A 24,647-nucleotide genomic window follows, 5' to 3' on the forward strand; every position below is an offset into this window, starting at 1 on the left:
AATGGAAGTGCTTCGACTGTCAGCGACTGCTGTTAGAACTGATCTCGATCGACTCATCGGATCGAGGGGGCAGTTGTGGCGGAACCGGGGGGCTCGACTGAGCCCATAGCGGGCGCGTACGAGCAACTCGTCACTCGAGCTCTGCACGACCGCATGGAGGCGCTCGAAGCTGCCGGCTGGAAGGCCATCTCGGAAGAGGTCAGCGAAGAGTCGGCGCCTCATGTCCTCTCTCGGTATATCGGTGAGGCCGTCGGACGCAGGCTCAGCCAGCTGCCGCACGACAAGCAGGTGACAGTCGCTAACCAGCTCCTACAGTCATTGGCCACCTTTGCCCCTGCCCCGGACGTGGATGAGGTCGTTGGCGCTATTGCCGACGGCCCCCGGCAGCTTCTGGCGCTTGCCGAGCAGGAGGCCCCGGGTGTCTACGCACTTCGCCCCCTTACGCCTCTTTCAGAAACTGCTCTGATCACCAACGCCCCTGACGATCCCAACCTGGGCACGGAGTTGAGAGCGGAGCTCGCCACTGCGGACCGCGTCGATCTGCTCTGCGCATTCGTGAAGTGGTACGGGATACGAGTCCTGGAGGACGCTCTTCGAGCTGCAAACGAGCGGGGCGTCCCGATCCGGGTCATCACGACCACCTACATCGGCGCGACGGACCGGCATGCCCTTGACCGGCTAGTCCGCGAGTTTGGCGCCGAAGTGAAGGTCAATTACGAACTCCGTTCCACACGGCTGCACGCGAAGGCGTGGCTGTTCCGTCGCAACACTGGCTTCGATACGGCGTACGTGGGGAGTTCTAACCTCTCGAAGGCTGCCCTCTTGGACGGCCTCGAGTGGAACGTCAGGCTGTCGTCTGTCGCCACCCCCAGGGTGCTGGACAAGTTCGAAGCCACGTTTGACGCCTATTGGGCCGACGCAGCATTCGAGTCCTACGATCCTGACCGCGACGGCGAGCGACTAACCGAAGCCCTCTCTCGGGCGAGCGGTACAGGGGCAAGCGGTGATCTGAAGATCAGCCTCTCCGGTCTCGAGGTACACCCGCTCCCGCATCAAAAGGACATGCTGGAACGGCTCCGGGTCGAACGAGAGGTGCGTGCGCGCCACCAGAATCTGCTGGTCGCGGCGACAGGCACCGGCAAGACGGTGATGGCGGCTCTCGACTACCGGAACATGCGCAATGAGCGCGCCGGGCAGCTACCGCGGCTCCTCTTCGTGGCACACCGCAAGGAGATCCTGAAGCAGTCCCTGCGCACGTACCGCGAAGTACTCGACGATGCGTCCTTCGGAGAACTGCTCCATGGCGGCCAAGAGCCCCGCGACTGGACGCATGTCTTCGCCAGCGTGCAGTCACTCAACCTCCAGCGGCTGGAACAGCTCGCGCCTGAGCACTTCGACATCATCGTCATCGACGAGTTCCACCACGCGAAGGCAGCCACGTACCAGCGCGTCATAGCGCACTTCAAACCCAAGGAAATACTTGGCCTGACCGCGACTCCGGAGCGCATGGACGGAGTCAATGTTCACGACGAGTTCTTCGACGGGCGTATCGCCGCCGAACTGCGACTGTGGGAGGCACTGGAAAACGACTTGCTGTGTCCCTTCCACTACTTCGGCATTCCGGATGGAACGGACCTGACACACCTCAACTGGCGATCGGGGACCTACGACCGCGACCAGCTCGGCAACCTCTTCACGGCGGATCACGCGCGGGCACGCATCGTCATCAAGCAAGTCAAGGACAAGATCTCCAATCCCGCCGGTATGCGGGCCCTGGGTTTCTGTGTGACCAAGGCACATGCTCACTTCATGGCTGAGTGCTTTCGCAAGGCGGGCTTCCAGGCAGCGGCGCTCGACAGCGACTCCTCCCCCAACGAGCGCGAACTCACCCTCGATGACCTCAAGGCGGGACGGATCCAAGTGATCTTCTCCGTCGATCTGTTCAACGAGGGCCTGGACATCCCCGATGTCGACACACTGCTCCTTCTCCGGCCGACGAACAGTGCCACGGTCTTCCTCCAGCAGTTGGGCCGCGGGCTACGCCGGACACCCAACAAGCCAGTCCTCACAGTGCTCGACTTCATCGGCCAGCATCGAGCAGACTTCCGCTTCGAAGCACAGTTCCGGGCTTTGACCAACCTCTCCCGCAACCGCCTGGTCGACAGCATGGAGCGGGACTTCCCGCAGCTGCCTTCCGGCTGTCAGATCATCCTTGAAGGTAAGTCCAAGGACCTCGTGCTGGCCAACATCCGCACGCAGCTCAAGGCCACCATCACCACCTTGGCGAAGGAAGCCAGGGACTACAGCACCGACAGGCTGGCGGACTACCTCAAGGAGAGCCGCCGGGAGATCAAGGAGTTGTACAAGGCGAGCAACTCGTGGACGTCGGTCCTGCGTCGCTCGGGCCTTGCTGATCTACCGGAACAGGCTGGTGAGGACGACCTGTTGAAGCGAGTACATGCGTTCTTGCACGTCGATGATCAGGGGCGGGCTGATGCGTACACCCGTCTTCTGAGCGACGAAGCACCAGCCTACGAAGCCTTGAATCCTCGAGACAAAACGTATGCACGCATGCTCTTCTTCAACCTCTGGGACAAGGCCGGTGGCTTTGGCTCCTACGCGCAAGGGCTCGAATCGCTCCGCAAGCAGCGAGCCTTCCGCAGCGAGCTGCGCCAGGTCCTCGACCACGTGATGGGCCAGGCCGACCACCTCCCCATCCCGCTGGAGGGCCCACACTCGCATCTCCCTTTGAAGATCCACAGTGCTTACAACCGCTCGGAGATCCTTGCCGCACTGGGCGTCGCACGCCTGGGCGGACAGATGCCCGGCTCGTTCGCCCAGGGCGTTCTGTGGGACGAGTCAAACCAGACGGACGCCCTACTGATCACATTGGAGAAGAACGAAAAGGACTTCTCGCCCACCATCCGGTACAAGGACTACGCGTTGAGCCCTTCCCTCTTCCACTGGGAGTCACAGAGCACGACGGCAGAGACCTCGCCCACCGGCTTGCGCTATCAGCAGCACGCCGAACGCGGCAGCCACGTACTGCTGTTCATGCGGCGCTACAAAGACACCGACATCGGCAAAGCGCAACCATGGATGCTCCTCGGCCCCGCAACGTACGTCCGACACGAAGGCAGCAAGCCCATGGCCATCACCTGGCAGTTGCATCACGACCTGCCTGCGGATGTCTGGTCGTACTCAACTATCACCGCAGGCTAGGAGGGCAAGACCCGGCTAGCTGACCGGCTGCCGCGGGTCACGAATGATTTCGCCGGCCCGCTGCAGGAAGGCGGCGTGCGCTTGGATCATTTCCTCTCTAGCCTGGTCAAAGATGGACCAATCTGCGCGCGTGTCAGAGGAACCTTGGTTGCGCATATGCAGCAAGGCGCGCACAGTGGCGACCGACTTGCGCGTTAGCGCGTAGGCCAAAGCATTTGCTTCACTTGGCCCCCAAAGCGCCAATTGGCTTGTTTTAGCCTGAAGTTCGAGCGTACATTCTCGGACCTCACGCCCCGTTTCCGGGTCTAGCCCGCCGCCGCTTCGCACCTCGGGCGTGATACGGACGACCACCTCATCAAGGGCGGCATAAGCCGCAATAAGGTCGGCAAAGGATTGATGTCGCTGACTCCGCACCCACTGCCAGTGCTCCACCGCTGCCTGACCATGTACCTGCGCTAACGCCGCCTCAACCGCCTTGCGTCCGCCCGTTTCTGCGCCGTGCTTGGCATACCTACCGGCGATCACGGCTCCTATGACCGCAGCCGCGAATGCGACAATAGCCGAGATAACAGTCCCCGTTGCATCACTCATCCCACCATCCTCGGCCGCACCCAGTACTGCCACAACACCCCTTCACGCGACCTACGTCACCTCGTGCACTCGCGTGCAGTGAGACCACTAACCTCGACTCATGACGACGCTCGCACCCCGGTTTCAGCCCGGAGACATCCTCACACGTGCGCAAATCCATCCCGTACTTGGCGGCAGCGGCTATGCCGGAATCTGTCCGGCCCAAGAGAAGCGAAACGTACTCTTATTCTCGGACAGCAAGGTTGGCGAGCGGTACGGATATCGGGACGGATGGCTTGCAGAGGACGACGAACTGGGCCCCATCTTCACCTACACCGGAGCCGGTAAACGAGGCGACCAAACTCCTACCGGCGGAAACGCTGCAATACTAGGGCACGCCAGTAAGGGTCGGACGCTGCATCTCTTCATAGCCGTCGGCAAGGTGGCCGGCACCGACACGCGAACACATAAGTACATAGGCAGATTCAAGCTCGATGAGCAGAGGTCCTTTGAGATACGGGAAGCCAAAGACGAACTAGGCCAGAATCGCAACGTCATCGTCTTCAGGCTCCGCCCTATTGACCCATACATCAGGGAAGCAGCCGACACCCTCCCACCCGCGCCCCGTTCCAGACTGCGTCTCCAACAGACTGCCGGCCGACTGGCCCGTGCCTACCGGCGCCAAAGACGCCAACTGCAGCAGGCAACCCAGGCTGACCTCATAGACGCAGCCCGCGACGACCTGGCCGATGCCTTCGAGCAGCACGCGCTTTTATCTGGAGAGAGCATCACCCAAATGGAACTGTCGATGCGGAACTCAACAACTCAACTTGCGTTCGATCTCTACAACCAGACGAACAACACACTGTACGAGCCGACGGCCAGTACAGCGAGAGACTCAATCACGCAAGCTCTCGCTCAGCTTCTCGACGCACGTCGCTACTTACGAGAAGTGATCACCGACCAGCCCTTCCACCTTATGGTGCTCACCCCGTCACTTCCACGCGAAGATCTCCGCGACCTACTCGCCGAATACAGCATTGGCATCGTGTACCGAAACGAAGAGGGAGGCTTCTCCGAGTTCGAAACCAACGCCACGCCGATTAGCACCCCACGAGCCTTCCGCTGTGCGGATTGCCCAGTAGGAAGCTAGGTAGCCGCCCGCTACCTGCCAGGTAATGGCCTCCGCCCGGACCAGCCGCCAGGATCGTCAACGCAAGACGGACACAGCTTGTTGAACCCTTCAGGACCAGGACCGACCCGGGAGGACCCCATGCCCGCCTACGCCATAGCCCACCTCCAAGAAGCCGCCCCCCACCCCGAGATCGCCGAGTACATCGAGCGGATCAGCGGCACCTTCGAGCCGTTCGGTGGGCGGTTTCTGGTGCATGCGGCGCAGCATGAGGTGAAGGAGGGGAGTTGGCCCGGGCATGTGGTGGTGATCGGGTTTCCGGGGATGGAGGAGGCCCGGGCCTGGTGGGACTCGGCGGCGTATCAGGAGATCGCGCCGTTGCGGTCGCGGCACATCGTCGGAGACATCGTCCTGGTTCCGGGCGTGCCCGAGGAGTACGACCCTGCGACAACCGCGAAGGCGATGCGGGAGGGCATGGCCGAGCGGTAGCTCCTCAGAGGACCGGTCCTCGACGGGCCTGCGGATGAGAGAAATTGGGGCCCTCAGGGGTCCCCGGGATGGGGGCCTGTGGGGCTTCCGCAAGGCCCCCGGCGAGTGATGGCCCGTGTCTGCGGGCTCTCCGCCGACCGCCTCCTCCTGGACGCGCTGACGTCCGCCCACACCTTCGCCAAACCAACTCTGACCTGGCGTTTTACCGGATTCCCCATAGGCTGGGGACATCTGCTGGGCGCCCAGGGGAGGGCTTTCGTGAATGCGGACGGTGTGGAGTACAGCATTGCTGACATCGAGGTGTTGGAGGGGCCGGAGGCCATTCGTAAGCGGCCGGGGATGTGGGTCGGTTCGGTCGGGGAACGTGGGCTGCATCGGGCGGTGTTCGAGGTCGTCGGTCGGGCCGTGAACGCCGTTCTGGCCAGGGGCGCCGGCTCCGTCGATGTCACGCTCACGCCCGACGGCGGCGTGCGGGTCGTCGACGATGGCGCGGCGGTGCCGTTCGAGGCAGACAACTCCCCCGGCCTCGACGCCCAACTGACCTCGTTGCAGCCCGCGTCCGGGCCGTGCGGCCGGGGCCTCGCCCTCTTGGGTCCCTTCGCACTGGGCCCCTTCGTCACCAACGCCCTGTCGAGCCGACTGACGGCGGAGGTGCGGTACGGCGGCCGCCGGCATGTCCGGGAGTACGTGCGAGGGGTCCCTGTCGGCGCGCCGGTGACGGTGGGGCCTGCGGCCCACGACGGCACGACCATCGTCTTCCGGCCCGACGCCGGGATTTTCGAGACGACGGCGTGTTCGTTCGCGGTGCTCGCGGAGCGTTTCCGGCAGGTGGCCTTCCTCAACCGGGAGCTGGTCATCTCCCTGACCGACGAGCGCCCGGCCGACGGCCCCCGAGTCGTGCGGTTCCGTTTTCCGGACGGCGTGCGGGACTTCGTAGCGGCTCTGGAGGTGGAGGCGGGTGCGGGGCTCGGCCCGGACGTCATCGGCTTCGAACGTGAGGACCCGCGGATGGCGGGGGCGATGGAAGTCGCCCTGGCGTGGGGCGGCTTGAGCGGGGTTCGGGTGCGGGGCTTCGTCAACAGCCGGCGCACTCCGGAGGGCGGCACCCACGTGGACGGCTTCCGTGATGGCGTGACGGCCGCGATCATCTCGTACGCCCCCGGTCTCGCCCCCTCTCGGGTCGACGAGTCGCTGACGGCGGTCGTGTCCGTGAAGCTTGCACAACCCGAATTCCTTGGCGCCACGAGGGGGTTGCTCGGTAACACGGAGGTGCGCGTCTGTGTCGCGGAGGCCGTCCGCGAGCACCTCTGCGCCTGGTTCGAGGCGCACCCGGAGCGGGCCGCGGAGGTCATCCGTCGGATCGGCCGGGGCGGCGAACCCGACTGACGCGACGGGCCCTCCGTAACCTGGCCCCATGCCCGGACCCGACAGCCCGATCACCGTCCTGCGCCCCGCGGTCCCCGCTGACGTGCCGGCCGTGGCCGCCATCTGGCGCTCCGGCTGGTGCGACGGCCACCGGGGGCACGTACCGGATGAGCTGGTCGCCGTCCGGACGCCCGCGTCCTTCGCGGCCCGTGCCGCCGCGCGGGTCGGAGACACCGTCGTTGCGACAAGGGACGGTGCCGTGGCGGGCTTCGTCGTGGTCGTCGGTGACGAGGTCGAGCAGCTCTATGTGGCGGCCGAGCACCGGGGCGCCGGCGTGGCGGGCGCGCTTCTGGCGCGAGCCGAGGAGGTCGTACGGCGACGGGGGCACCGTCGGGCGTGGCTCGCCGTCGTCGCCGGGAACGCCCGCGCGCGGCGGTTCTACGAGCGTCAGGGCTGGGCCGACGAGGGGCCGTTCGAGTATGCGGCGGAGGGGCCGGGCGGGCCGGTGCCCGTGCCGTGCCACCGGTACGTGAAGCAGTTCCTCGTCCCCTGACCCCTCGCCCTCTCAGGCCGTCGGCTCGTTCAGGCGCTGGAGCAGCTTCAGCAGCGTCCCCCGCTCTCCCTCGTCCAGCCCGGCGAAGCACTCCTCCAGCACCGCGTCCGCCACCGTGTGGCCGGCCTCCAGCACACGCTCCCCCGCCTGCGTCAGGTGGTGCTCGATACGGCGACCCCGTCCCGGACGCCGGTCGACCAGCCCCTGTGCCGTCAGCCGGCCCGCCAGGGTGCCGAAGGCCTGTTCGGTCTGGAAGGTGGCGGCGGCCAGCTCGCGGGCCGACGCTCCCGGCGTACGGCCGATCGCGCGGAGTGCGTCCCACTGGGCGAGCGTGGTCCCGACCTCGGCCAACGCGCCGTCGAGCGCCCGATGTTGGCGGTACTGGGCCTGCTTCACCGACCGGCCGAGGAGTTGCAGCTGAACGTGCAGGTCATCGCGCATGAGCCAAGCCTACCCTGTTGACTAAGCTAGCTTATATAAAGATGTTTAGTTACAGTGGTGCCATGACTACCCACATCAAGACCTCAACCACCGCCCGCCCCGTCCTCGTCCTGCACGGCGGCGGGGGTCCTGCCACCGTCGCGGGACTGGCCCAGCACTTCTCCTCGACCGGCGCGCCGACCATCGCCCCCGTCCACCCCGGCTGGGACGGCACCCCGCGCCCCGACTGGTGCACCGGCATCGACGACCTGGCCCTCGGCTACCTGCACCTCCTCGAGGACAACGACCTGACCGACGTGGTGGTCGTCGGCTCCTCCCTCGGGGGATGGATCGCCGCCGAGATGGCCGTACGGGACAACGCCGGACGCGTCGGCGGGCTCGTGCTGATCGACGCCGTCGGGATACACGTCGAGTCCGAGCCGATCACCGACTTCTTCGCCCTCGACCCGCGCGCCGCCGCCGAGCACTCCTGGCACGAGCCGGGCCGCTTCTACGCCGACCCGGCCACCCTTCCCGCCGAGGAACTCGCGCGCCGCCAGGGGAACATGGCCACCATGCGGCTGCTCGCCGGCGACCCCTACATGCACGACCCCAAGCTGATGCGACGCCTGGGGCGGGTACGGCAGCCCGCGCTGCTCGTCTGGGGAGAGAGCGACCGGATCGTCACGCCGGAGTACGGGGCGGCGTACGCGAAGGCATTCGGGAACGGACGCCTGGAGGTCGTTCCCGAGGCCGGTCACCTTCCGCACATCGAGCAGCCGGACGCCACCTTCGCCCTCATCGACGCCTGGCTCCGCGCCTAGACCGACGACTCAGCCTCTCCGCGCGAGCTTCGTGCGAGCTCCGCGCGGCCGAACAACAGGGCGTATCCGGTCGGCAGTTGAGCCAGTACGCGGTCGATCAGCCCGGCGTCGGACTCCTCGATCAGCTCGCCCAGCACACTCAGGACCGAGCTGACGTCCCAGCGGGCGGTGGCCGGGGTGGCCCCTGGAATGCGGGCGACCACCGAGTCCACGAACTCCGCGGCGGTCAGCGGGCGGGTGGCCGGTATCTGCCCGGCGACCACGCGGGCCGCCTCCTCCGGCAGGGCACGGGCGAGGTCGACGCGCTCGTCTCCGACGACGTGTCCGCCGAGCGCCGACAGGACGACACGGGTGACGCGTTCCGCCTCGGCGCGGGTGGGGTACTGCCCCGACTCCCGGACTCCGTCGATCAGTTGACTCCACCGGGCCGCCGAGGTGGTCGTCGGGTTCGCGTCCAGGGTCGTCGCCGCACTCATCTGGTGGCTCCTCCTCCGGTGTGCTGGGGTGCGCCGCGTCCCGCCGACGGTGCGCGTCGGCGGGACGCCTCTGGCTGGATGGGGGATGTGTGGATGTGGGATGTGTGAACTGCTCGGCGGACTAGTGGCCGATCTCCTTGCGTCCGCCGCCGCCCCCGCTGATCTGGATGCGGCGCGGCTTGGCCTGTTCGGCCACGGGGATGCGCAGCGTCAGGACCCCGGCCTCGTACGAGGCGTCGATACGTTCCGTGTCGAGGGTGTCGCCGAGGAAGAGCTGGCGGGTGAAGGCGCCCGTGGGACGCTCGGCGACGATCATCTCCGCGCCCTCGGGGGCGGGGTTGCGGCGCTCGGCGCGGACGTTGAGGACGTTGCGCTCGACGTCGAGGTCGATCGTCTCGGGGTCGATGCCGGGGAGGTCGAAGTGGACGATGAAGTCGTCCCCGGACCGGTAGGCGTCCATCGCCATCGCGGCGGGACGGGCGGCGGTGGAGCCGAGGACCTGCTGCGCGAGACGGTCGAACTCGCGGAACGGGTCGGTACGCATGAGCATCACGGGTCACTCCTCTCATCAGGTGCTGAGGTGCGATGCCCTACGACTTCTTATATAGCTCCATGGAGGAAACTTGACAAGCCTGGACTCAGGTACGAGTCCTCGCGCGGCGCGGATTAGCCTCGGGGCGGATCGATCGCCTGCGCATCGCGAGGAGGCAGACATGGCCAGGGTTCCCAGTGCGGCGGTGGCCGCGACCGGGCTCGTCGGCGGGTACGGAGTGGCCCGCTGGACGAAGAAGCGGCAGCTGGGCGGGGCCGTGCTGGCCGTCGCCGGGGCCGCGGCCGCGCAGCAGTGGCGGCAGCGGGCGGGCGGGAAGGCGGCCGGGGCGCTGACGGCCGCGTACGTCGCCGCGTTCGCCGGCTCGCATCCGCTGGCCAAGAAGGTGGGCGCCTGGCCGGCCGTGTTCGCAGTGGCGGGAGCGGTGGCGCTGGCGTCCTGGGCTGTGGCCGACCGCAACGCCTGAAGCGGACCGCCCCTGCGGTGACTTGGGGGTGGGAAGCGCGGCCCGGCGCGACGGGGTGCCGCCGCGCCCACCCGTGCCGCCCCAGGCGGCACGACTGCCCGCGACGGCGGCGAGCCGAGCGCATCGCGGGCTCGCCGCACCCCCCGCGCCCCCGCACCCTCCAACGGGCCCTCGGCGTCCGCCTACGCCGTCGCCGGCCGCTCCTCTCCCCGCTTCCGCGTCACCGCGGACGCCGCCGCCGTCAGCGGCCGGGCCACGTCCTCCAGGGAGCGGCGTTCCGCTCGTACCGCGAGAGCCGCCGCCACCAGCCCCGCCGCGCACATCAGCCCCGCGCCGATCTGGAAGGCCAGGACCGTGTCGGCGACCTTGCCCGTCGCCGTCAGGTCGGCGAACAGCAGCGGACCGCTGATGCCGCCCGCGGCCGTACCGAGGGCGTAGAAGAAGGCGATCGACATCGCCCGGGTCTCCATCGGGAAGATCTCGGACACCGTCAGGTAGGCGCTGGACGCCCCGGCGGACGCGAAGAACAGCACTCCGCACCAGCAGGCCGTCAGCGTGCCGGCGCTCAGCGACCCCTGGCTGAACAGCCAGGCCGTGAGGAACAGCAGCAGCCCGGAGATGATGTACGTCGACGAGATCATCACCCGTCGCCCGACCGTGTCGAACAGCTTGCCGAGCAGCAGCGGCCCGCAGAAGTTGCCGATCGCGATGACGGCGAAGTAGTAGCCGGTGTCCCCGGTCGGCACGTCGAAGAACTTCGTCAGGATCGCCCCGAACCCGAACGTGATCGCGTTGTACAGGAACGCCTGGCCGATGAAGAGCGAGAACCCGAGCACCGACCGCCGGCGGTAGTCGGAGAACAGGGTGCGGGCGATCTCGGTGAACTTCACGTTGCGCCGCTGGTGGATGGTGATCTCACCTTCGGGCCGCTTCAGCGGCTGCCCCTTCTCCGCCTCCACCTGCTCCTCGATGGAGGAGACGATCTCCTCGGCCTCCCGGTCCCTGCCGTGGATCAGCAGCCATCGTGGACTCTCCGGAACGTGCCGTCGTACGAGAAGGATGACCAGCGCGAGCACGGCCCCCAGCGCGAACGTCAGCCGCCAGCCGACGTCCTTGGGCAGGTAGGCGGTGTTCAGGGCGACGATCGACAGCAGCGAACCGCCCACCGCGCCCAGCCAGAAGCTGCCGTTGATGATCAGGTCCACACGCCCCCGGTACAGCGCGGGGATCAGCTCGTCGATCGCGGAGTTGATGGCCGCGTACTCGCCGCCGATACCGAAACCGGTCAGGAACCGGAAGGCGAAGAACCACCAGTTGGAGAACGACACCGCGGTCAGCGCGGTCGCCGCCAGGTACACGCCCAGCGTGATCATGAACAGTTTCTTGCGACCCCAGATGTCCGTCAACCGCCCCCAGAACAGGGCTCCGGCACACGCACCCGCCACATACAGTGCGGCCGCCATGCCGGTGACCTCTCCGGAGGAGATCGGCAGTCCGCTGCCCGACTCGGACAGACGGCTCGCGATGTTGCCGACGACCGTGACCTCCAGGCCGTCGAGGATCCATACGGTGCCGAGTCCGATGACGATCGTCCAGTGCCAGCGCGACCAGGGCAACTGGTCGAGCCTTGCAGGGATGTTGGTCGTCACGGTGTGGCCGCTCGCGGTCTCCGCGGTGGTCATGGGCTCCCTCCTCAGCGTCCTCTCGCCCTCGAGAGACACTGAGCACGTGTGCCCGCACTCCGCCGCCCTAAGCTCGCCTCACGCCCCCAGCGCCCGCGACACGGTGTAGATCAGCAGCCCCACCAGGGAACCGACCACCGTGCCGTTGATCCGGATGAACTGCAGGTCACGCCCGATGTGGGCCTCGATCTTGCGAGTGGTGTGCTCGGCGTCCCAGCCCGCCACGGTGTCGGTGATCAGGGAGGTGATCTCCTTGCGGTACGTCGTGACGACGTACACGGCCGCCCCCTCCACCCACCCGTCGACCTTTCCTTGCAGCTTCTCGTCGACGGCCATCCGCGCGCCGAGGGACAGCAGCGAGGCCCGTACCCGCAGCCGCAGTTCGCTGCGTTCGTCCTCGGCGGCGGACACGATCATCGACCGTACGGCGGTCCAGGCGGAGGCGATGAGGTCCTGCACCTCGCCCCGCCCGAGCACCTCGCCCTTCAGCCGTTCGACACGCGCGCGCGTGTCCGTGTCGGACTGCAGGTCGGAGGCGAAATCGGTGAGGAACCGGTCCAGCGCTCCGCGCGCCGGGTGGGAGGGCATGTCCCGCATCTCGGTGACGAACCGCAGGAGTTCCTTGTAGACGCGTTCGCCGACCTTCTTGTCGACGAACCGCGGGGTCCAGCCGGGCGCCCCGCCCTGCACGGCGTCCATGATCTCGGTGTCGTGCCACACCAGCCAGTCGTGGGCACGGGTGACGATGAGGTCGACGACCCTCTTGTGCCCGCCGTCGGCGACGACCTTCTCCAGCATCTTCCCGATGCCGGGCGCGATCTCCTGCGCGTCGGCCCGCCGGGTGATGGCCTCCCCGACCACGGCCTGGACGTCGGAGTCCCGCAGGACGGTCATCGCGCCACGCAGGGCGGCCGACAGTTCGGCGGTCACCCGGTCCGCGTGCTCGGGCTCGGCCAGCCACGCGCCGAGCCGGCTTCCGATGCCGACGGCCCGCAGCCGCTGCCGTACGACGTCCTGGGAGAGGAAATTCTCCCCGACGAACTCCCCCAGCGAGACGCCCAGCTGGTCCTTCTTCGTCGGGATGATCGCGGTGTGCGGGATGGGCAGCCCGAGTGGCCGGCGGAACAGGGCGGTGACCGCGAACCAGTCGGCCATGGCGCCGACCATCCCGGCCTCGGACGCGGCGGCGACATAGCCCGCCCACGCGCCGGCGCCGGAGTTGTGGGCCCATGTGGCGAGGACGTAGACCAGGGCCACGAACAGCAGCAGCCCGAGGGCGGTGAGCTTCATACGGCGCACCCCGCGCTGCTTCTCCAGGTCGGCCGCGCTGAAGGTGGTCATCGCGCGGGCGGCGGAGGCGGGGACGCCCCGTGGACCAGCCGCCGCGGGTCGGGCATGCCCGGCCCCCGCGCCCAGGGCCGCCCTGTCCTCCCCGGCTTCCACCCCGCGCCTCGCCCCATCTCCCGCTTTGTCCGGGTCTGTACGTTCCATTCACTCCACCCGTTCGTGATCCCGTGCACATATTGTCCCTTCCTGACCGACTCCTGGAACGAATCGAGAGTTCCCGGCGTCTGTGAGGAGGGGGAGTTCGTCGTGAACTCCAGTGGCCCAATGGGGGGTCCTGCCGAGCACCCTCGTCCCAGGCCGCATCGTCCATGCCGCATCATTGGGATGATCACTACGGAGCCTCGGGGCTCCACTGCCCGAGGAGACACCCACCGCATGACCAAGCGTCACGGTTATGCCCTGCTTTCCGCGATCGTGGCCCTGATAGTGGGCCTGTCGACCGCGATATATGTCGGCGTCACCGCCGACGACGGCACCACCACCAACGCCCTCGCGGGCGGCGGCCTCCCGCACAACCCGGCCGCCCCCGCCTCGACCGGCACCTGGGTCGGCGCCTGGTCCGCCTCCCCGGGGGGAGCCGAGCCCGGCACCGAGGTCGAGGGCATGGCGGGCCGCTCGGTCCGCAACGTCGTCCACGCGAGCGTCGGCGGTACGAGTGCCCGCATCACGCTCTCCAACCTCTACGGCCAGTCGGCGCTGACCATCACGCACGCCTCCATAGCCGTGGCCGCCGCCTCCGACACCGCCGCGGCGAACGCGGAGACGATGCGCAGGCTGACCTTCAACGGCGGCACCGCGGTCGTCATACCGGCCGGCGGCCAGGTCCTGAGCGACGCCGTCCGCATCGTCGTCCCGCAGGGGGGCGACATCCTGGTCACCACGTACTCCCCGACCGCGTCCGGCCCGGTCACGTTCCACCAGCACGCGCGCCAGATCTCCTACGTCGGCCAGGGCGACCTCACCGAGGACGTGACCGGCACCGGATACACCGAGCAGACGCCGTACTGGCGTTACCTCACCGCCCTCGACGTGCTGAGCAACGACGCCGGCGGCACCGTGGTCGCCTTCGGCGACTCGCTCACCGACGGCATCACCTCCACGCAGGGCGCCGACCACCGCTGGCCCGACGTCCTCTCCGACCGGCTGCGCTCGGCGGTCGCCTCCGGCCAGGACGTGCCCCGCTACAGCGTCATCAACCAGGGCATCAGCGGCAACCAGGTCCTCGCCAACGGTCTGGGCCGGCCGGCCGACAACCAGAGCGGTCTGCTGCGCTACTCCCGTGACGTGCTCTCGCGTACGAACGTCAAGGTCGTCGTGATCGACCTGGGCGTCAACGACATCCTGCGCAACCCCCGGCTCGCCGACCCGGACAAGATCCTCACCGGCCTGCGCACCCTGGTCCGCCAGGCCCACGCCCGGGGCATCAAGGTCATCGGCGCGACCCTCATGCCCTTCCAGGGCCACCGGGGCTACACGCCGGCGCGGGAGGCGGTACGGGAACAGGTCAACGCCGAGATCCGCGCGGGCCGGGTCTACGACGCGGTCGTCGACTTCGACCAGGCCCTCAGGGACCCGTACAACCCGCGCAGGCTGCGCTCCGACTACGACTCGGGCGACCACCTTCACCCCAGCGACAAGGGCTATGCGCGCATGGCCCAGGCCGTCGACCTGGACGAGCTCAAGGGCGCAGCCCCGGCAGAGCTGTAGACGGCCGCCCGGCGGCGACTTCAGTACTCGTCGCGGCGGCGCCTCTCGCGACGCTCCTCGTGCCGCTCGCGCTGGCGTTCGCGGCGCTCGTCCCTGAGGTCGCGCCGCCACTCGCGGTGCTCCTCGAGCATCCGCGTGTGGTCGCCGAGGCCCTCGTCGAGTGCCCGGCCGGACCTGCGCTCCAGGCGTTCCTGGCGGCGCTCCTCCTTCAGCCGGCGCCGCTCCTCGCGGGTCAGCTTGCGCTCGACGCCGACGCCGCCCATCAGGGCGAAGCCGGTCACGACCACCCGGGGGGCGCCCGGCGCTGGGGGCACGCCCTCCTCGGTGTGGTCGAAGCCGCCCATGATCCCGATGCCGCGCACCACGACCTCGACGCCGGGCGGCACGATGACGTTCACCCCGCCCATGATCGTCACGCAGTTGATCTCCACCTGGTGGTCGGCGAAGTTCGCGTCCCGCAGGTCGAGTTCGCCGCCGCCCATCAGGGCGAAGCAGTTGAACCGCCTGGGCACGGTCCAGCGGCCCTTGCGCTCGAAGCCCGACATGACGGCGACGGCCCAGCTCGACGAGCCCTCGCCGCCGACGATCCGCCCGCCCCAATCCCCGCTTTCCTGTGGGTCCTTGACCAGGGACACGGCGGGATGGGTGACCTGCCCGACGGGCAGGTCACGGGTGATCGGCGCCAGCTCGCCGTACGTCCGCGCCTGGTACGTGGCCTCCAGCCGCTCCTCGAACTCCGCCATGTCCAGGCGCCCCTCCGCGAGGGCGTCCCGCAGGACCTCGGCGACTCGCTCACGGTCGGCGTCGGATGCGCGGAGTTCCGGGACTGCGGCGTCATCGGTCATGGACAGCAGCCTACGAGCTCCCCCGGCGGGAGGCTACGACACCGCTTTCTCCGCCTCGTCCGCCGTCCCGCCCGCGTACATCCGGGCGATCACCGCCTCGATGTCGGGCTCCCGCACCGAAAGGTCCACCAGCGGGTACCGCGCCGCCATCCGCGCCACCAAGTCCGCCGCCGACTGCGCCGCCGGGAACGCCAGCCACTGCCGCGGGCCCTCCACCCTGACGACCCGCGCGGGCGGGGCCTCGATCGGCGGCAGCTCCCGCTCCAGGTCGACCACCAGGGTCCGCTCGCTCTCGCCCACCTCGTGCAGTCCGGCGAGCGCACCGTCGTACATCAGCCGCCCGTGGTCGATGACCATCACCCGCGAGCACAGCTGCTCGATGTCCTGCAGGTCGTGCGTGGTCAGCAGCACCGTCGTGCCGCGCTCGGCGTTCAACTCCCGCAGGAAACCGCGCACCTTGGACTTGGAGATCACATCCAGCCCGATCGTCGGCTCGTCCAGGTAGAGCACCTCGGGTTCGTGCAGGAGCGCCGCCGCGATGTCGCCCCGCATCCGCTGCCCCAGCGACAGCTGCCGTACCGGGACGTCCAACAACTCGCCCAGCTCCAGCAGTTCGACGCAGCGCTCCAGATTCTCGCGGTAACGGGCGTCCGGGATGCGGTACATGCGGTGCGCCAGCCGGTAGGAGTCGATCAGGGGCAGGTCCCACCACAGCGTCGTACGCTGCCCGAACACCACCCCGATCCGGCGCGCGAGCCGCGTCCGCTCACGGGAAGGGTCGATGCCCGCGACCCGCAGCCGGCCGCCGGACGGGGTCAGGATGCCGGTGAGCATCTTGATCGTCGTCGACTTGCCCGCGCCGTTCGGCCCGATGTACCCGACCATCTCGCCGCGCGCGACGGTGAAGGACAGGGAGTCGACGGCGCGCACCGACCGCCGCTCCCGGCGCAGGAACCCGGTCTTCCTGCGCACGTCGAAGACCTTCTCGACCCGGTCGAGTTCGATGAAGCCGTCGTCCATCAGTCCTCCGCAGCCCTTTAGGTTCTCGCCGGCCCTCAACTGCCCGTGCTCCGGTACGACCTGAGCCCCGCCCGCCACGCCAGCCCAGCCAGCCCCACGCACACCGCGGCCACCAGCGGCGACAGGAACGCCGCCCACTCCGGCAGCCCCAACGGGTAGGGCAGCCCCAACACGTAGGTCGCCGGCAGCCAGTTGACGAACGCCAGCGGCAGCACGTACGTCACCCCGCGCAGCAGCTCCGTCGCGAACACCGTCGGCGGGTACTGCAGCAGCGTCGTACCGCCGTAGGTGAACGCGTTCTGCACCTCGGCGGCGTCCTGCGCCACGAACTGGAAGGCCGCGCCCGCGATGAACACCGCGCAGAAGATGGCGCAGCCGCTCACCAGCATCACCGGCATCAGCAGCACCTTCAGCGGCGTCCAGTCGATGTCGAGCCGCAGCAGCGCCCACCCCAGCACCAGCGCGCCCTGGCTGGTACGGCCCAGCCGCCGCAGCGCGAACTGGTCGGCGGCCATCTGCGCCAGCACCGGCGCCGGCCGCACCAGCAGGGTGTCCAGTGTGCCGTCGCGCACCCGCCGCCCCAGCCGCTCCATGGAGCCGATCACCATGTCGGCGAGCCCGAACGTGGTGCTGGAGACCCCGTAGAGGAAGGCGACCTGCTGCAGCGAGTAGCCGCCGAGCGCGTCGACGCGGGAGAACATCAGCAGGATCGCGACGAAGTCGAGCGCGGTCGTCGCGAAGTTCGTCAGCGTCATGAGGGCGAACGACGTGCGGTAGGCCATCGTGGAGCGGATCCACATGCACGCGATCAGGAAGTACGCCCGCACCCCCTCCCGGACGCGGCCGCCCGGAACCTCCTCGGCCCTCCGGTGCACCCCGGCGTCCAGCCGGCAGCTCTCAGCCACCCTGCACCACCACCCTGCGCGTCGCCGCCGACTGCACCATCCGCCCGGCCGCCAGCAGCACCACCGCCCACACCGCCTGGAAGGCGTACGTGCCCAGCGGATCGGCCTGCCCGAGGAACACGTCGGCGGGCGCCTGCAGCAGCGACGACCAGGGCAGCGCCCGTACGACCTCGCCCAGCGCGCCCGGGAAGACGTTGAGCGGCAGCAGCATGCCCGAGCAGAACCAGCCCAGCAGCCACGCCATCTGGATCACACCGGTGCCGTCCATCAGCCAGAACGCGCTCAGCGCCACCAGATACCGGATCGCGAAACTGACCAGCATCGCAAGCGCCACGGAGACCAGGAAGGCCAGCCAGGTGGTCACATCCGCGGGCAGCGCCATGTCGAAGAACAGCGCGCCGAACACGAAGGGCACCACCCCGCGCCCCAGGAACTCGAACCCGGCCCGCCCCAGGTCCGTGGCCAGCCACCACAACTGCAGGTCGGCCGGCCGGTACAGGTCCACGGCGACGTCCCCGGTGCGGATCCGCTCCATCAGCTCCGTCTCGACGCCCCCGCCGCCGTTGGCCAGCGTCTTGAACAGCGACTGCCCGATCCACACGTACGTGATCGCCTGCGGAAGGTCATAGCCCCCGAGGTGCGGCCGCTCGTCCCACAGCGCCATGTACGTGTAGACGAGGATCAGCCCGAACGCGGTGTTGGTGAACACCCCCGCAACCGTCGCCGCCCGATACGTCGCGTATCTTCTGAATCCCCCCGCCGCGACGGCGACGTACAACCGCCCAGCGCCCACACCACAGCCCTCCTCGGCCCGCCGACACCGAAGCGCAGGAGCCTAGCGGCGGGCCGACGGGCCGGGCCACCGATTTTCCGGGCGCCGCCGACCCGGCGGCTTTCGGCCACGGGGATGCGTGCCGCGGTTCGGGGAACTGATCGACGGATGGGACAGTCTTCATCAAAGGAGGCGTGAGTAGCCTCCTCTCACGAAGGCGCCCAAAGCGCGCCAGAGACGTACGGGCCCTTCGGATCGTACGAGGTACCGCAAAACAGGAGTCTCCGCACACCATGAGCGACGAGCCGCAGCCGCAGCAGCCGGCCCAGGGACCGGCCACCAAAGAGCCGCAGGCGGCCCAGGCGGTGGCCGAGGTCCCCGCCGGACCGGCGGACCCCGGGGGCAAGAAGCCCAAGCGGCCCAAGCGGACCGGCTGGCGCCGGCTGCTCCCCACCTGGCGCATGGTCCTGGGCGGCTTCGTCATCGGCGTCCTGCTGCTGGTCGGCCTGTTCTTCCTCGGCTACTCCATGGTGCAGATCCCCACCGCCAACGACCTCGCGACCAAGCAGGCCAACGTCTACCTGTACGCCGACGGCACCCAACTCGCCCGCGACGGCGAGGTCAACCGGGAGAACGTCACCCTCGCCCAGGTCTCCAAGGAGGCCCAGCACGCCGTCCTCGCCGCCGAGGACCGCGACTTCTACACCGAGTCCGCCGTCGACCCCAAGGCGATGCTGCGCGCCGCCTGGAACACCGCCACCGGCAAGGGCAAGCAGTCCGGCTCCACCATCACCCAGCAGTACGTGAAGAACTACTACCTGGAGCAGGAGCAGACCGTCACCCGCAAGGTGAAGGAGTTCTTCATCGCGATCAAGCTCGACCGCGAGAAGTCCAAGGACGAGATCCTCGAGGGCTACCTCAACACCAGCTACTTCGGCCGCAACGCCTACGGCATCCAGGCCGCCGCCCAGGCCTACTACGGCCAGGACGCCACCGACCTCGACGCCGCCCACGCCGCCTACCTCGCCGCCCTGGTCAACGCGCCCAGCGAGTACGACGTCGTCGCCCACCCCGAGAACAAGGCCGCGGCCGTCGCCCGCTGGAACTACGTCCTGGACGGCATGGTCAAGAAGGGCTGGCTGACCGAGTCGCAGCGGGCCGGCCTGAAGTTCCCCGCGCCCAAGCAGCAGACCGCCTCCACCGGCATGTCCGGGCAGCGCGGCTACATCGTCCGCGCCATCAAGGAGTACCTGGACAAGCACCACATCGTCGACGAGGACACCCTCGCCCGCGGCGGCTACCGCATCACCACCACCCTGCAGAAGAGCAAGCAGGACGCCTTCGTCAAGGCGGTGAACGACAAGCTGATGTCCAAGCTCGACAAGAAGGGCCGCAAGGTCGACAACTACGTCCGGGCCGGCGGCGCCTCCGTCGACCCGAAGACCGGCAAGATCGTCGCCATGTACGGCGGCATCGACTACGTCAAGCAGTACACCAACGGCGCGACCCGCGAGGACTTCCAGGTCGGCTCCACCTTCAAGCCCTTCGTGTTCGCCTCCGCCGTCCAGAACCACTCCCAGACGCAGGACGGCGACACCATCACCCCCAACACCTACTACGACGGCACCAACAAGCGCCCCGTCCAGGGCTGGAACGGCACCTACGCCCCCGCCAACGAGGACGACGTCTCCTACGGCGACATCACCGTGCGCACCGCCACCGACAAGTCCGTCAACGCCGTGTACGCCCAGATGGCGGTGGACGTCGGCCCCTCCAAGGTGAAGCAGACGGCCGTCGACCTCGGCCTCCCCTCCGACACCCCCGAGCTGTCCGCCTACCCGTCCATCGCGCTCGGCGTGGCCAGGGCCAGCGTCCTCGACATGGCTCAGGCCTACGCGACCCTCGCCAACCACGGCGAGCACGGCACGTACACGATGATCGAGTCGATGACCAAGGACGGCCGGCCCGTCACACTGCCGAAGGGCGCGACCACGCAGGCCGTCAACCGCGAGGCCGCCGACACCACGACCTCGGTGCTGCAGAGCGTCGTCGACAACGGCACCGCGACCGCCGCCCAGGCCGCCGGCCGCCCCGCCGCCGGCAAGACCGGCACCGCGGAGAAGGACACCGCCGCCTGGTTCGCCGGCTACACCCCCGACCTCGCCACGGTCGTCGCGGTGATGGGCCAGGACCCGGTGACCGCGGCCCACCAGCCGCTCTACGGCGCCCTCGGCCTGCAGCGCGTCAACGGCGGCGGCCCGCCCACCGAGATCTGGGCGCAGTACACCCGGGATGCCCTGAAGGGGAAGCCGGCCACCGACTTCGACCTCCAGCTGCAGCCGGGCGCCGACCAGATCCCGGCCCCGCCGACCGACGTGGTCACGCCCGGCACCGGCGGCCAGGACAACGGCGGCACCCCGGGCACCGGCGGCCAGGACAACCAGGGCCAGACCCAGGGCCAGACCACCGGCGGCACGCCCACGAACGGCACGACGGGCACCACCACCGGCGGTGACACCACCAACGGCGGCACCACCACGGGCGGCACCACGAACGGCGGCACCACGACGGGTGGCACCACGGGCGGCACGGACACCGGAGGGACGACCGGCGGCACCACGGGCGGCACGGACACCGGAGGGACGACCGGCGGAACGACGGGCGGCACGGACACCGGGGGCACGACCGGCACAACGGCGGGCCCACAGATCACGGGCCGCCGGCAGTAGCCCGGCAGGGAGTACGCGAAAAGGGCTGGTGACCGCGGTCACCAGCCCTTTTCGACGCCGCTGCCACGGCTTACAGATACAGCCCCGTCGTGTCCTCGGACCCCTCGAAGCGGTCGGCGGCCACGGCGTGCAGATCGCGCTCGCGCATCAGTACGTAGGCCACGCCCCGCACCTCGACCTCGGCCCGGTCCTCCGGGTCGAACAGGACACGGTCACCGGGCTCCACGGTGCGCACGTTCTGGCCGACGGCCACGACCTCGGCCCACGCCAGCCGACGCCCGACCGCCGCGGTGGCGGGAATCAGGATGCCCCCGCCGGAACGACGCTCGCCCTCACCGGTCTCCTGCTTGACCAGGACCCGGTCGTGCAGCATCCGGATGGGCAGCTTGTCGTGACTGGTGCTCTGGTCGTTTCTGTTGGCGCTCACGTCCTCGAACCTACAGCTCTCGCTCAGCCCCTGCGCCGCCGGGTACCGAGGGCCAGCAGGCCCACCAGGCCGACGGCGACGAGCGCGACGGGCACGATCCGCTCCAGACGGGGCGCGCCGTCCTGGTCCACGAAGCCGGCCCGTACGTCGCTGACGGCCTTGTTGACGCCGACGTAGGCCCGCCCGAGCGTGTGGTCGATATTGGACACGACCTTGGCCTTGGCGTCGCCGACGATCGTCTTGGGGTGTACCCGCACCCCGATCTCGTCGAGGGTCTCGGCCAGCACATCGCGCCGGCGCTTGATGTCCGCCTCGATCTGCGCCGGGGTTCTGGTGTCCGACGTGTCCGCCACGGTTGGGCCTCCGAAGTCAGCCGATGCCTGTTGCTGTTCTGGACAGTCTGTCAGTTCCGCCGTCCACCGCACTGTCAGGACCCCCGGTTACGCTGGTCCGATGAGCGAGCGACTCCAGCCGGGGGACGTGGCCCCCGACTTCACCCTCCCCGACGCCGACGGCAACGACGTGTCCCTGTCGTCCCACAAGGGCCGCAAGGTCATCGTCTACTTCTACCCGGCGGCCCTCACTCCAGGCTGCACCAAGCAGGCGTGCGACTTCACGGACAACCTCGACCTCCTGGCCGGCGCCGGCTACGACGTCATCGGCATCTCCCCCGACAAGCCGGAGAAGCTGGCGAAGTTCCGCGAGAAGGAGTCCCTGAAGGTCACCCTCCTCGCGGACCCGGAGAAGACGGTCACCGAGGCCTACGGCGCCTACGGCGAGAAGAAGAACTACGGCAAGACCTACATGGGCGTCATCCGCTCCACGATCGTCGTGGACGAGGAGGGCAAGGTCGACCGAGCCCTCTACAACGTCCGAGCGACAGGCCACGTAGCCAAGATCATCAAGGACCTGGACATCTGAGCCCCGTCCCCCCTGCATGAACGGCCCGCCCCGGGGCGACCCGGCGCGGGCCGCTTCACATGTGCGGCGTGACTGTCGGACGGCCTGTTCGTTGATCCGTTTGAGATGCGAACACGCGGCCGGGACGGAGGGGGCTCAATGGGGACCAGTGCATACACCAAGGAGCGGCTGGAGGCGGCGGCCCGAGGGGCGCGGACGCTGTCGGAGGCGTTGGAAAGACTAGGCGTGGATGCGCAGAGTCCGACGCGGCGCTATGTGCTGGAACGGATGCGGAGACTCGGAGTGGACACGTCTCACTTCGAGCGTGAGGTCAAGTGGACCAGGGAGATCCTTCAGGAGGCGGTGTCGGCCTCCATGACCATGTGCGAGGTGCTGCGTCGGCTGGGTCTGGAGGTCGTCGGCGGACACCACACGCACATCAGCCGCCGGATCAAGGCGTACGGCATCGATACCTCGCACTTCCAGGTCTCGCCCCGGCGCAGCGGGACCCGACACCGCCGGACGCCGGAACGTCTGCTCGTCGAGCAGCCCCTCGGCCGGGCCCGACGCGTTCCGAGCGACCGCCTCAGGTGGGCGATGACGGAGTCGGGGGTTCCGGAGCAGTGCGCACTGTGCGGTACGGAGGCGGTCTGGCGAGGTCGACCGCTCCCGCTGGAGGTCGACCACATCGACGGCAACTGGCGGGACAACCGGATCTCGAACCTGAGGCTGCTGTGCCCCAACTGTCATTCGACGACCGATAGTTACCGGGGGCGTGGCAAGGGGATGGGCAGGAGCCGAGCGTCTTGAAGAAGGGCGTGCACTACACCCGTGAACGCCTGGCCGAGGCGGCGGCGCTCTGCGCGGACATCGATGAGGTCATCGCCTTCTTCGGCACCCGGCCGTACGGCAATCTCCGCCGCCATCTCTTCCAGCGCTTTGACCACTTCGGGATCGATGTCTCCCACATGCCACGCCAGAGACGGCGCGGGACGCCAAGCAGGCCGCCCGCTGAGGAACTCCGGCGGGCGGTTGACAATGCGATCTCCGTGGCCGGTGCGCTGCGCGAACTGGGTCTGACCCCCTACAGCCGACGGCTGCGCGCCGAGTTCCGCACGTGGGTGGCCGAGGACGGTCTCGACACCTCCCACTTCCTGGGACAAGCGCATCAGCGCGGCCGGCCGGGCACCGTGCCGCTTCGCAGTGCTGAGGCAATCCTGGTACAGCACGACGGGGAACGCCGGACGAGAAGCCATCTGCTGCGGCGGGCGCTTGTGGAGGTGGGTGAACCAGAGCAGTGCGCCGAGTGCGGGATCGGTCCCGAGTGGCTCGGCAGGCCCATGACGCTGGAAGTCGACCACATCAACGGGGACTGGAGCGACGACCGGCGCGAGAACTTGCGGCTGCTGTGTCCCAACTGCCACGCGGTCACCAGTACGTGGTGCAGAGGAGGTATCCGGCGACCGCTCGCCCGGTACCAGTAAGGTGTACGCGGGGCCGTAGCCCAACTGGCAGGAGGCACCACTTTTAGGTAGTGGACAGTGCGAGTTCGAGTCTCGTCGGCCCCACTTTTCAGAGCGCGGCTCCCTACAGGGCGCCGCGCTCTTCCCTTCCTCAGCCCAGCAGCTCCCGCACCACCGGCACCAGTGCCCGGAACGCCTTCCCGCGGTGGCTGATCGCGTTCTTTTCCTCCGGGGTGAGTTCCGCGCAGGTCCGGGACTCGCCGGTCGGCTGGAGGATGGGGTCGTAGCCGAAGCCGTTGGTGCCGGTCGGGGTGTGGCGCAGGGTTCCCGGGAGGCGGCCCTCGACCACGCGCTCGGTGCCGTCGGGCAGGGCGAGCGCGGCCGCGCAGGCGAAGTGGGCGCCCCGGTGGGCCTCGTCGATGTCCGAGAGCTGGGCGAGGAGGAGGTCCAGGTTGGCCTTGTCGTCGCCGTGCTTGCCGGCCCAGCGGGCGGAGAAGATGCCGGGCGCGCCGCCCAGGACGTCCACGCACAGGCCCGAGTCGTCGGCGACGGCGGGCAGGCCGGTGGCCCGGGCGAGGGCGTGGGCCTTGAGGAGGGCGTTCTCGGCGAACGTGACGCCGGTCTCCTTGACGTCTGGGATGTCGGGGTAGGCGTCCGCGCCGACGAGGTCGTGGGGGAGGCCGGCGTCGGCGAGGATCGCCCGGAGTTCGGTGATCTTCCCGGCGTTGCGGGTGGCGAGGATCAGGCGGGTCATGGCGACCAGTATCGCGGGCCGCCCGCCGG

General features: G+C 68.7%; 25 protein-coding genes and 1 tRNA gene. 13 read left to right on the top strand and 13 right to left on the bottom strand.

All coding sequences use genetic code 11. From position 1 onward, the window contains the following. Window positions 1-153 precede the first annotated feature (153 nt). Window positions 154-3,222 (top strand): DUF3427 domain-containing protein, encoded by a 3,069-nt coding sequence (locus tag FBY22_RS36415; protein ID WP_174267345.1) that lies wholly within the window; start codon window positions 154-156, stop codon window positions 3,220-3,222. A 15-nt stretch (window positions 3,223-3,237) separates the two neighbouring features. Here the strand turns inward: FBY22_RS36415 and FBY22_RS36420 are convergent, their stop codons facing one another. Next, window positions 3,238-3,813, bottom strand: coding sequence for a hypothetical protein (locus tag FBY22_RS36420; RefSeq protein WP_142152222.1), 576 nt, complete (start codon window positions 3,811-3,813; stop codon window positions 3,238-3,240). A gap of 100 nt (window positions 3,814-3,913) precedes the next feature. Here FBY22_RS36420 and FBY22_RS36425 point away from each other — a divergent pair, with 100 nt between their 5' ends. The 4 genes from FBY22_RS36425 (at window position 3,914) to FBY22_RS36440 (ending at window position 7,331) form a co-directional block, all read left to right on the top strand. Beyond that, the gene (locus FBY22_RS36425; protein WP_142152223.1) at window positions 3,914-4,945 is read left to right on the top strand and encodes a hypothetical protein; all 1,032 of its coding nucleotides are present in this window, start codon (window positions 3,914-3,916) and stop codon (window positions 4,943-4,945) included. A gap of 120 nt (window positions 4,946-5,065) precedes the next feature. After that, window positions 5,066-5,413: a DUF1330 domain-containing protein gene (locus FBY22_RS36430; protein WP_142152224.1), complete on the top strand. Its 348-nt coding sequence runs from the start codon at window positions 5,066-5,068 to the stop codon at window positions 5,411-5,413. A 108-nt stretch (window positions 5,414-5,521) separates the two neighbouring features. Beyond that, window positions 5,522-6,799 carry a DNA gyrase subunit B gene (locus FBY22_RS36435; RefSeq protein ID WP_260845285.1) on the top strand — a complete coding sequence of 426 codons (1,278 nt, stop codon included), beginning with the start codon at window positions 5,522-5,524 and terminating at the stop codon, window positions 6,797-6,799. A gap of 28 nt (window positions 6,800-6,827) precedes the next feature. Continuing rightward, window positions 6,828-7,331: a GNAT family N-acetyltransferase gene (locus FBY22_RS36440; RefSeq protein ID WP_142152225.1), complete on the top strand. Its 504-nt coding sequence runs from the start codon at window positions 6,828-6,830 to the stop codon at window positions 7,329-7,331. Between the two features lie 12 nt (window positions 7,332-7,343). On the opposite strand, the gene FBY22_RS36445 is transcribed toward FBY22_RS36440, so the two are convergent. Next, window positions 7,344-7,772 carry a MarR family winged helix-turn-helix transcriptional regulator gene (locus FBY22_RS36445; RefSeq protein WP_399212450.1) on the bottom strand — a complete coding sequence of 143 codons (429 nt, stop codon included), beginning with the start codon at window positions 7,770-7,772 and terminating at the stop codon, window positions 7,344-7,346. A gap of 62 nt (window positions 7,773-7,834) precedes the next feature. On the opposite strand from FBY22_RS36445, the gene FBY22_RS36450 reads away from it, so the two are divergent. After that, window positions 7,835-8,575: an alpha/beta fold hydrolase gene (locus FBY22_RS36450; RefSeq protein WP_142152226.1), complete on the top strand. Its 741-nt coding sequence runs from the start codon at window positions 7,835-7,837 to the stop codon at window positions 8,573-8,575. Here FBY22_RS36450 and FBY22_RS36455 read toward each other — a convergent pair. Beyond that, window positions 8,572-9,051 (bottom strand): DUF2267 domain-containing protein, encoded by a 480-nt coding sequence (locus FBY22_RS36455; protein WP_142152227.1) that lies wholly within the window; start codon window positions 9,049-9,051, stop codon window positions 8,572-8,574. The two genes, FBY22_RS36450 and FBY22_RS36455, sit on opposite strands and share 4 nt — an antisense overlap. A 121-nt stretch (window positions 9,052-9,172) precedes the next feature. Continuing rightward, window positions 9,173-9,601, bottom strand: a complete 429-nt coding sequence (locus FBY22_RS36460) for an Hsp20/alpha crystallin family protein (protein WP_174267393.1) — start codon at window positions 9,599-9,601, stop codon at window positions 9,173-9,175. Between the two features lie 163 nt (window positions 9,602-9,764). Here FBY22_RS36460 and FBY22_RS36465 point away from each other — a divergent pair, with 163 nt between their 5' ends. Beyond that, window positions 9,765-10,067 (top strand): hypothetical protein, encoded by a 303-nt coding sequence (locus tag FBY22_RS36465; RefSeq protein WP_142152229.1) that lies wholly within the window; start codon window positions 9,765-9,767, stop codon window positions 10,065-10,067. 182 nt (window positions 10,068-10,249) lie between these two features. Here the strand turns inward: FBY22_RS36465 and FBY22_RS36470 are convergent, their stop codons facing one another. Together FBY22_RS36470 and FBY22_RS36475 are read right to left on the bottom strand one after the other, a co-directional pair. Next, window positions 10,250-11,749, bottom strand: coding sequence for an MFS transporter (locus tag FBY22_RS36470; protein ID WP_142152230.1), 1,500 nt, complete (start codon window positions 11,747-11,749; stop codon window positions 10,250-10,252). 78 nt (window positions 11,750-11,827) lie between these two features. Beyond that, complete coding sequence (locus tag FBY22_RS36475; protein WP_142152231.1) at window positions 11,828-13,240, bottom strand: DUF445 domain-containing protein; 1,413 nt, start codon at window positions 13,238-13,240, stop codon at window positions 11,828-11,830. Between the two features lie 231 nt (window positions 13,241-13,471). Between FBY22_RS36475 and FBY22_RS36480 the strand changes: the two genes are divergently transcribed. Further along, the gene (locus tag FBY22_RS36480) at window positions 13,472-14,803 is read left to right on the top strand and encodes an SGNH/GDSL hydrolase family protein (RefSeq protein WP_142152232.1); all 1,332 of its coding nucleotides are present in this window, start codon (window positions 13,472-13,474) and stop codon (window positions 14,801-14,803) included. Between the two features lie 20 nt (window positions 14,804-14,823). On the opposite strand, the gene FBY22_RS36485 is transcribed toward FBY22_RS36480, so the two are convergent. Genes FBY22_RS36485 through FBY22_RS36500 form a run of 4 tightly spaced genes read right to left on the bottom strand, consistent with a single transcriptional unit; the run spans window position 14,824 to window position 18,366 of the window. Further along, complete coding sequence (locus FBY22_RS36485; protein WP_142152233.1) at window positions 14,824-15,648, bottom strand: DUF1707 domain-containing protein; 825 nt, start codon at window positions 15,646-15,648, stop codon at window positions 14,824-14,826. 33 nt (window positions 15,649-15,681) lie between these two features. Next, entirely contained in the window at window positions 15,682-16,668 is a 987-nt protein-coding gene (locus FBY22_RS36490; RefSeq protein ID WP_174267347.1) for an ATP-binding cassette domain-containing protein, read from the bottom strand. 35 nt (window positions 16,669-16,703) lie between these two features. Next, complete coding sequence (locus tag FBY22_RS36495; protein ID WP_399212455.1) at window positions 16,704-17,573, bottom strand: ABC transporter permease; 870 nt, start codon at window positions 17,571-17,573, stop codon at window positions 16,704-16,706. Continuing rightward, a complete protein-coding gene (locus tag FBY22_RS36500; protein WP_142152234.1) occupies window positions 17,566-18,366 on the bottom strand; it encodes an ABC-2 family transporter protein in 801 nt (266 codons plus the stop codon). Before FBY22_RS36500 ends, FBY22_RS36495 begins: the two co-directional genes overlap by 8 nt. A gap of 272 nt (window positions 18,367-18,638) precedes the next feature. Here FBY22_RS36500 and FBY22_RS36505 point away from each other — a divergent pair, with 272 nt between their 5' ends. Continuing rightward, entirely contained in the window at window positions 18,639-21,074 is a 2,436-nt protein-coding gene (locus FBY22_RS36505) for a transglycosylase domain-containing protein (protein WP_142152235.1), read from the top strand. Window positions 21,075-21,144: 70 nt separating this feature from the next. Here FBY22_RS36505 and FBY22_RS36510 read toward each other — a convergent pair whose 3' ends face one another. After that, a complete protein-coding gene (locus FBY22_RS36510) occupies window positions 21,145-21,447 on the bottom strand; it encodes a co-chaperone GroES (RefSeq protein ID WP_234490819.1) in 303 nt (100 codons plus the stop codon). Window positions 21,448-21,524: 77 nt separating this feature from the next. Continuing rightward, entirely contained in the window at window positions 21,525-21,854 is a 330-nt protein-coding gene (locus FBY22_RS36515; protein ID WP_142152237.1) for a DUF3618 domain-containing protein, read from the bottom strand. Window positions 21,855-21,954: 100 nt separating this feature from the next. On the opposite strand from FBY22_RS36515, the gene bcp reads away from it, so the two are divergent. The 4 genes from bcp to FBY22_RS36535 all read left to right on the top strand — a co-directional run bounded on the left by bcp (window position 21,955) and on the right by FBY22_RS36535 (window position 23,969). Beyond that, entirely contained in the window at window positions 21,955-22,422 is a 468-nt protein-coding gene (gene bcp / locus FBY22_RS36520; protein WP_142152238.1) for a thioredoxin-dependent thiol peroxidase, read from the top strand. 138 nt (window positions 22,423-22,560) lie between these two features. Further along, window positions 22,561-23,211: an HNH endonuclease signature motif containing protein gene (locus FBY22_RS36525; protein ID WP_142152239.1), complete on the top strand. Its 651-nt coding sequence runs from the start codon at window positions 22,561-22,563 to the stop codon at window positions 23,209-23,211. Further along, a complete protein-coding gene (locus FBY22_RS36530; protein ID WP_260845287.1) occupies window positions 23,208-23,885 on the top strand; it encodes an HNH endonuclease in 678 nt (225 codons plus the stop codon). The genes FBY22_RS36525 and FBY22_RS36530 overlap by 4 nt, the downstream gene beginning before the upstream one ends. A 9-nt stretch (window positions 23,886-23,894) precedes the next feature. Continuing rightward, window positions 23,895-23,969: transfer RNA gene (locus tag FBY22_RS36535), tRNA-Leu, on the top strand. 46 nt (window positions 23,970-24,015) lie between these two features. Here FBY22_RS36535 and rdgB read toward each other — a convergent pair. After that, window positions 24,016-24,618 carry an RdgB/HAM1 family non-canonical purine NTP pyrophosphatase gene (gene rdgB / locus FBY22_RS36540; RefSeq protein ID WP_142152240.1) on the bottom strand — a complete coding sequence of 201 codons (603 nt, stop codon included), beginning with the start codon at window positions 24,616-24,618 and terminating at the stop codon, window positions 24,016-24,018. Window positions 24,619-24,647 lie beyond the last annotated feature (29 nt).

The organism is Streptomyces sp. SLBN-31 (genome assembly GCF_006715395.1).
Classification (GTDB): domain Bacteria; phylum Actinomycetota; class Actinomycetes; order Streptomycetales; family Streptomycetaceae; genus Streptomyces.

What these genes read in the sequence shown, in the direction of transcription:
- FBY22_RS36415 (WP_174267345.1), top strand. Translation starts at nt 154, where the DNA reads ATGGAGGCGCTCGAAGCTGCCGGCTGGAAGGCCATCTCGGAAGAGGTC.
- FBY22_RS36420 (WP_142152222.1), bottom strand. Translation starts at nt 3,813, where the DNA reads ATGAGTGATGCAACGGGGACTGTTATCTCGGCTATTGTCGCATTCGCG.
- FBY22_RS36425 (WP_142152223.1), top strand. Translation starts at nt 3,914, where the DNA reads ATGACGACGCTCGCACCCCGGTTTCAGCCCGGAGACATCCTCACACGT.
- FBY22_RS36430 (WP_142152224.1), top strand. Translation starts at nt 5,066, where the DNA reads ATGCCCGCCTACGCCATAGCCCACCTCCAAGAAGCCGCCCCCCACCCC.
- FBY22_RS36435 (WP_260845285.1), top strand. Translation starts at nt 5,522, where the DNA reads ATGGCCCGTGTCTGCGGGCTCTCCGCCGACCGCCTCCTCCTGGACGCG.
- FBY22_RS36440 (WP_142152225.1), top strand. Translation starts at nt 6,828, where the DNA reads ATGCCCGGACCCGACAGCCCGATCACCGTCCTGCGCCCCGCGGTCCCC.
- FBY22_RS36445 (WP_399212450.1), bottom strand. Translation starts at nt 7,772, where the DNA reads ATGCGCGATGACCTGCACGTTCAGCTGCAACTCCTCGGCCGGTCGGTG.
- FBY22_RS36450 (WP_142152226.1), top strand. Translation starts at nt 7,835, where the DNA reads ATGACTACCCACATCAAGACCTCAACCACCGCCCGCCCCGTCCTCGTC.
- FBY22_RS36455 (WP_142152227.1), bottom strand. Translation starts at nt 9,051, where the DNA reads ATGAGTGCGGCGACGACCCTGGACGCGAACCCGACGACCACCTCGGCG.
- FBY22_RS36460 (WP_174267393.1), bottom strand. Translation starts at nt 9,601, where the DNA reads ATGCTCATGCGTACCGACCCGTTCCGCGAGTTCGACCGTCTCGCGCAG.
- FBY22_RS36465 (WP_142152229.1), top strand. Translation starts at nt 9,765, where the DNA reads ATGGCCAGGGTTCCCAGTGCGGCGGTGGCCGCGACCGGGCTCGTCGGC.
- FBY22_RS36470 (WP_142152230.1), bottom strand. Translation starts at nt 11,749, where the DNA reads ATGACCACCGCGGAGACCGCGAGCGGCCACACCGTGACGACCAACATC.
- FBY22_RS36475 (WP_142152231.1), bottom strand. Translation starts at nt 13,240, where the DNA reads ATGGAACGTACAGACCCGGACAAAGCGGGAGATGGGGCGAGGCGCGGG.
- FBY22_RS36480 (WP_142152232.1), top strand. Translation starts at nt 13,472, where the DNA reads ATGACCAAGCGTCACGGTTATGCCCTGCTTTCCGCGATCGTGGCCCTG.
- FBY22_RS36485 (WP_142152233.1), bottom strand. Translation starts at nt 15,648, where the DNA reads ATGACCGATGACGCCGCAGTCCCGGAACTCCGCGCATCCGACGCCGAC.
- FBY22_RS36490 (WP_174267347.1), bottom strand. Translation starts at nt 16,668, where the DNA reads ATGGACGACGGCTTCATCGAACTCGACCGGGTCGAGAAGGTCTTCGAC.
- FBY22_RS36505 (WP_142152235.1), top strand. Translation starts at nt 18,639, where the DNA reads ATGAGCGACGAGCCGCAGCCGCAGCAGCCGGCCCAGGGACCGGCCACC.
- FBY22_RS36510 (WP_234490819.1), bottom strand. Translation starts at nt 21,447, where the DNA reads ATGCTGCACGACCGGGTCCTGGTCAAGCAGGAGACCGGTGAGGGCGAG.
- bcp (WP_142152238.1), top strand. Translation starts at nt 21,955, where the DNA reads ATGAGCGAGCGACTCCAGCCGGGGGACGTGGCCCCCGACTTCACCCTC.
- FBY22_RS36525 (WP_142152239.1), top strand. Translation starts at nt 22,561, where the DNA reads ATGGGGACCAGTGCATACACCAAGGAGCGGCTGGAGGCGGCGGCCCGA.
- rdgB (WP_142152240.1), bottom strand. Translation starts at nt 24,618, where the DNA reads ATGACCCGCCTGATCCTCGCCACCCGCAACGCCGGGAAGATCACCGAA.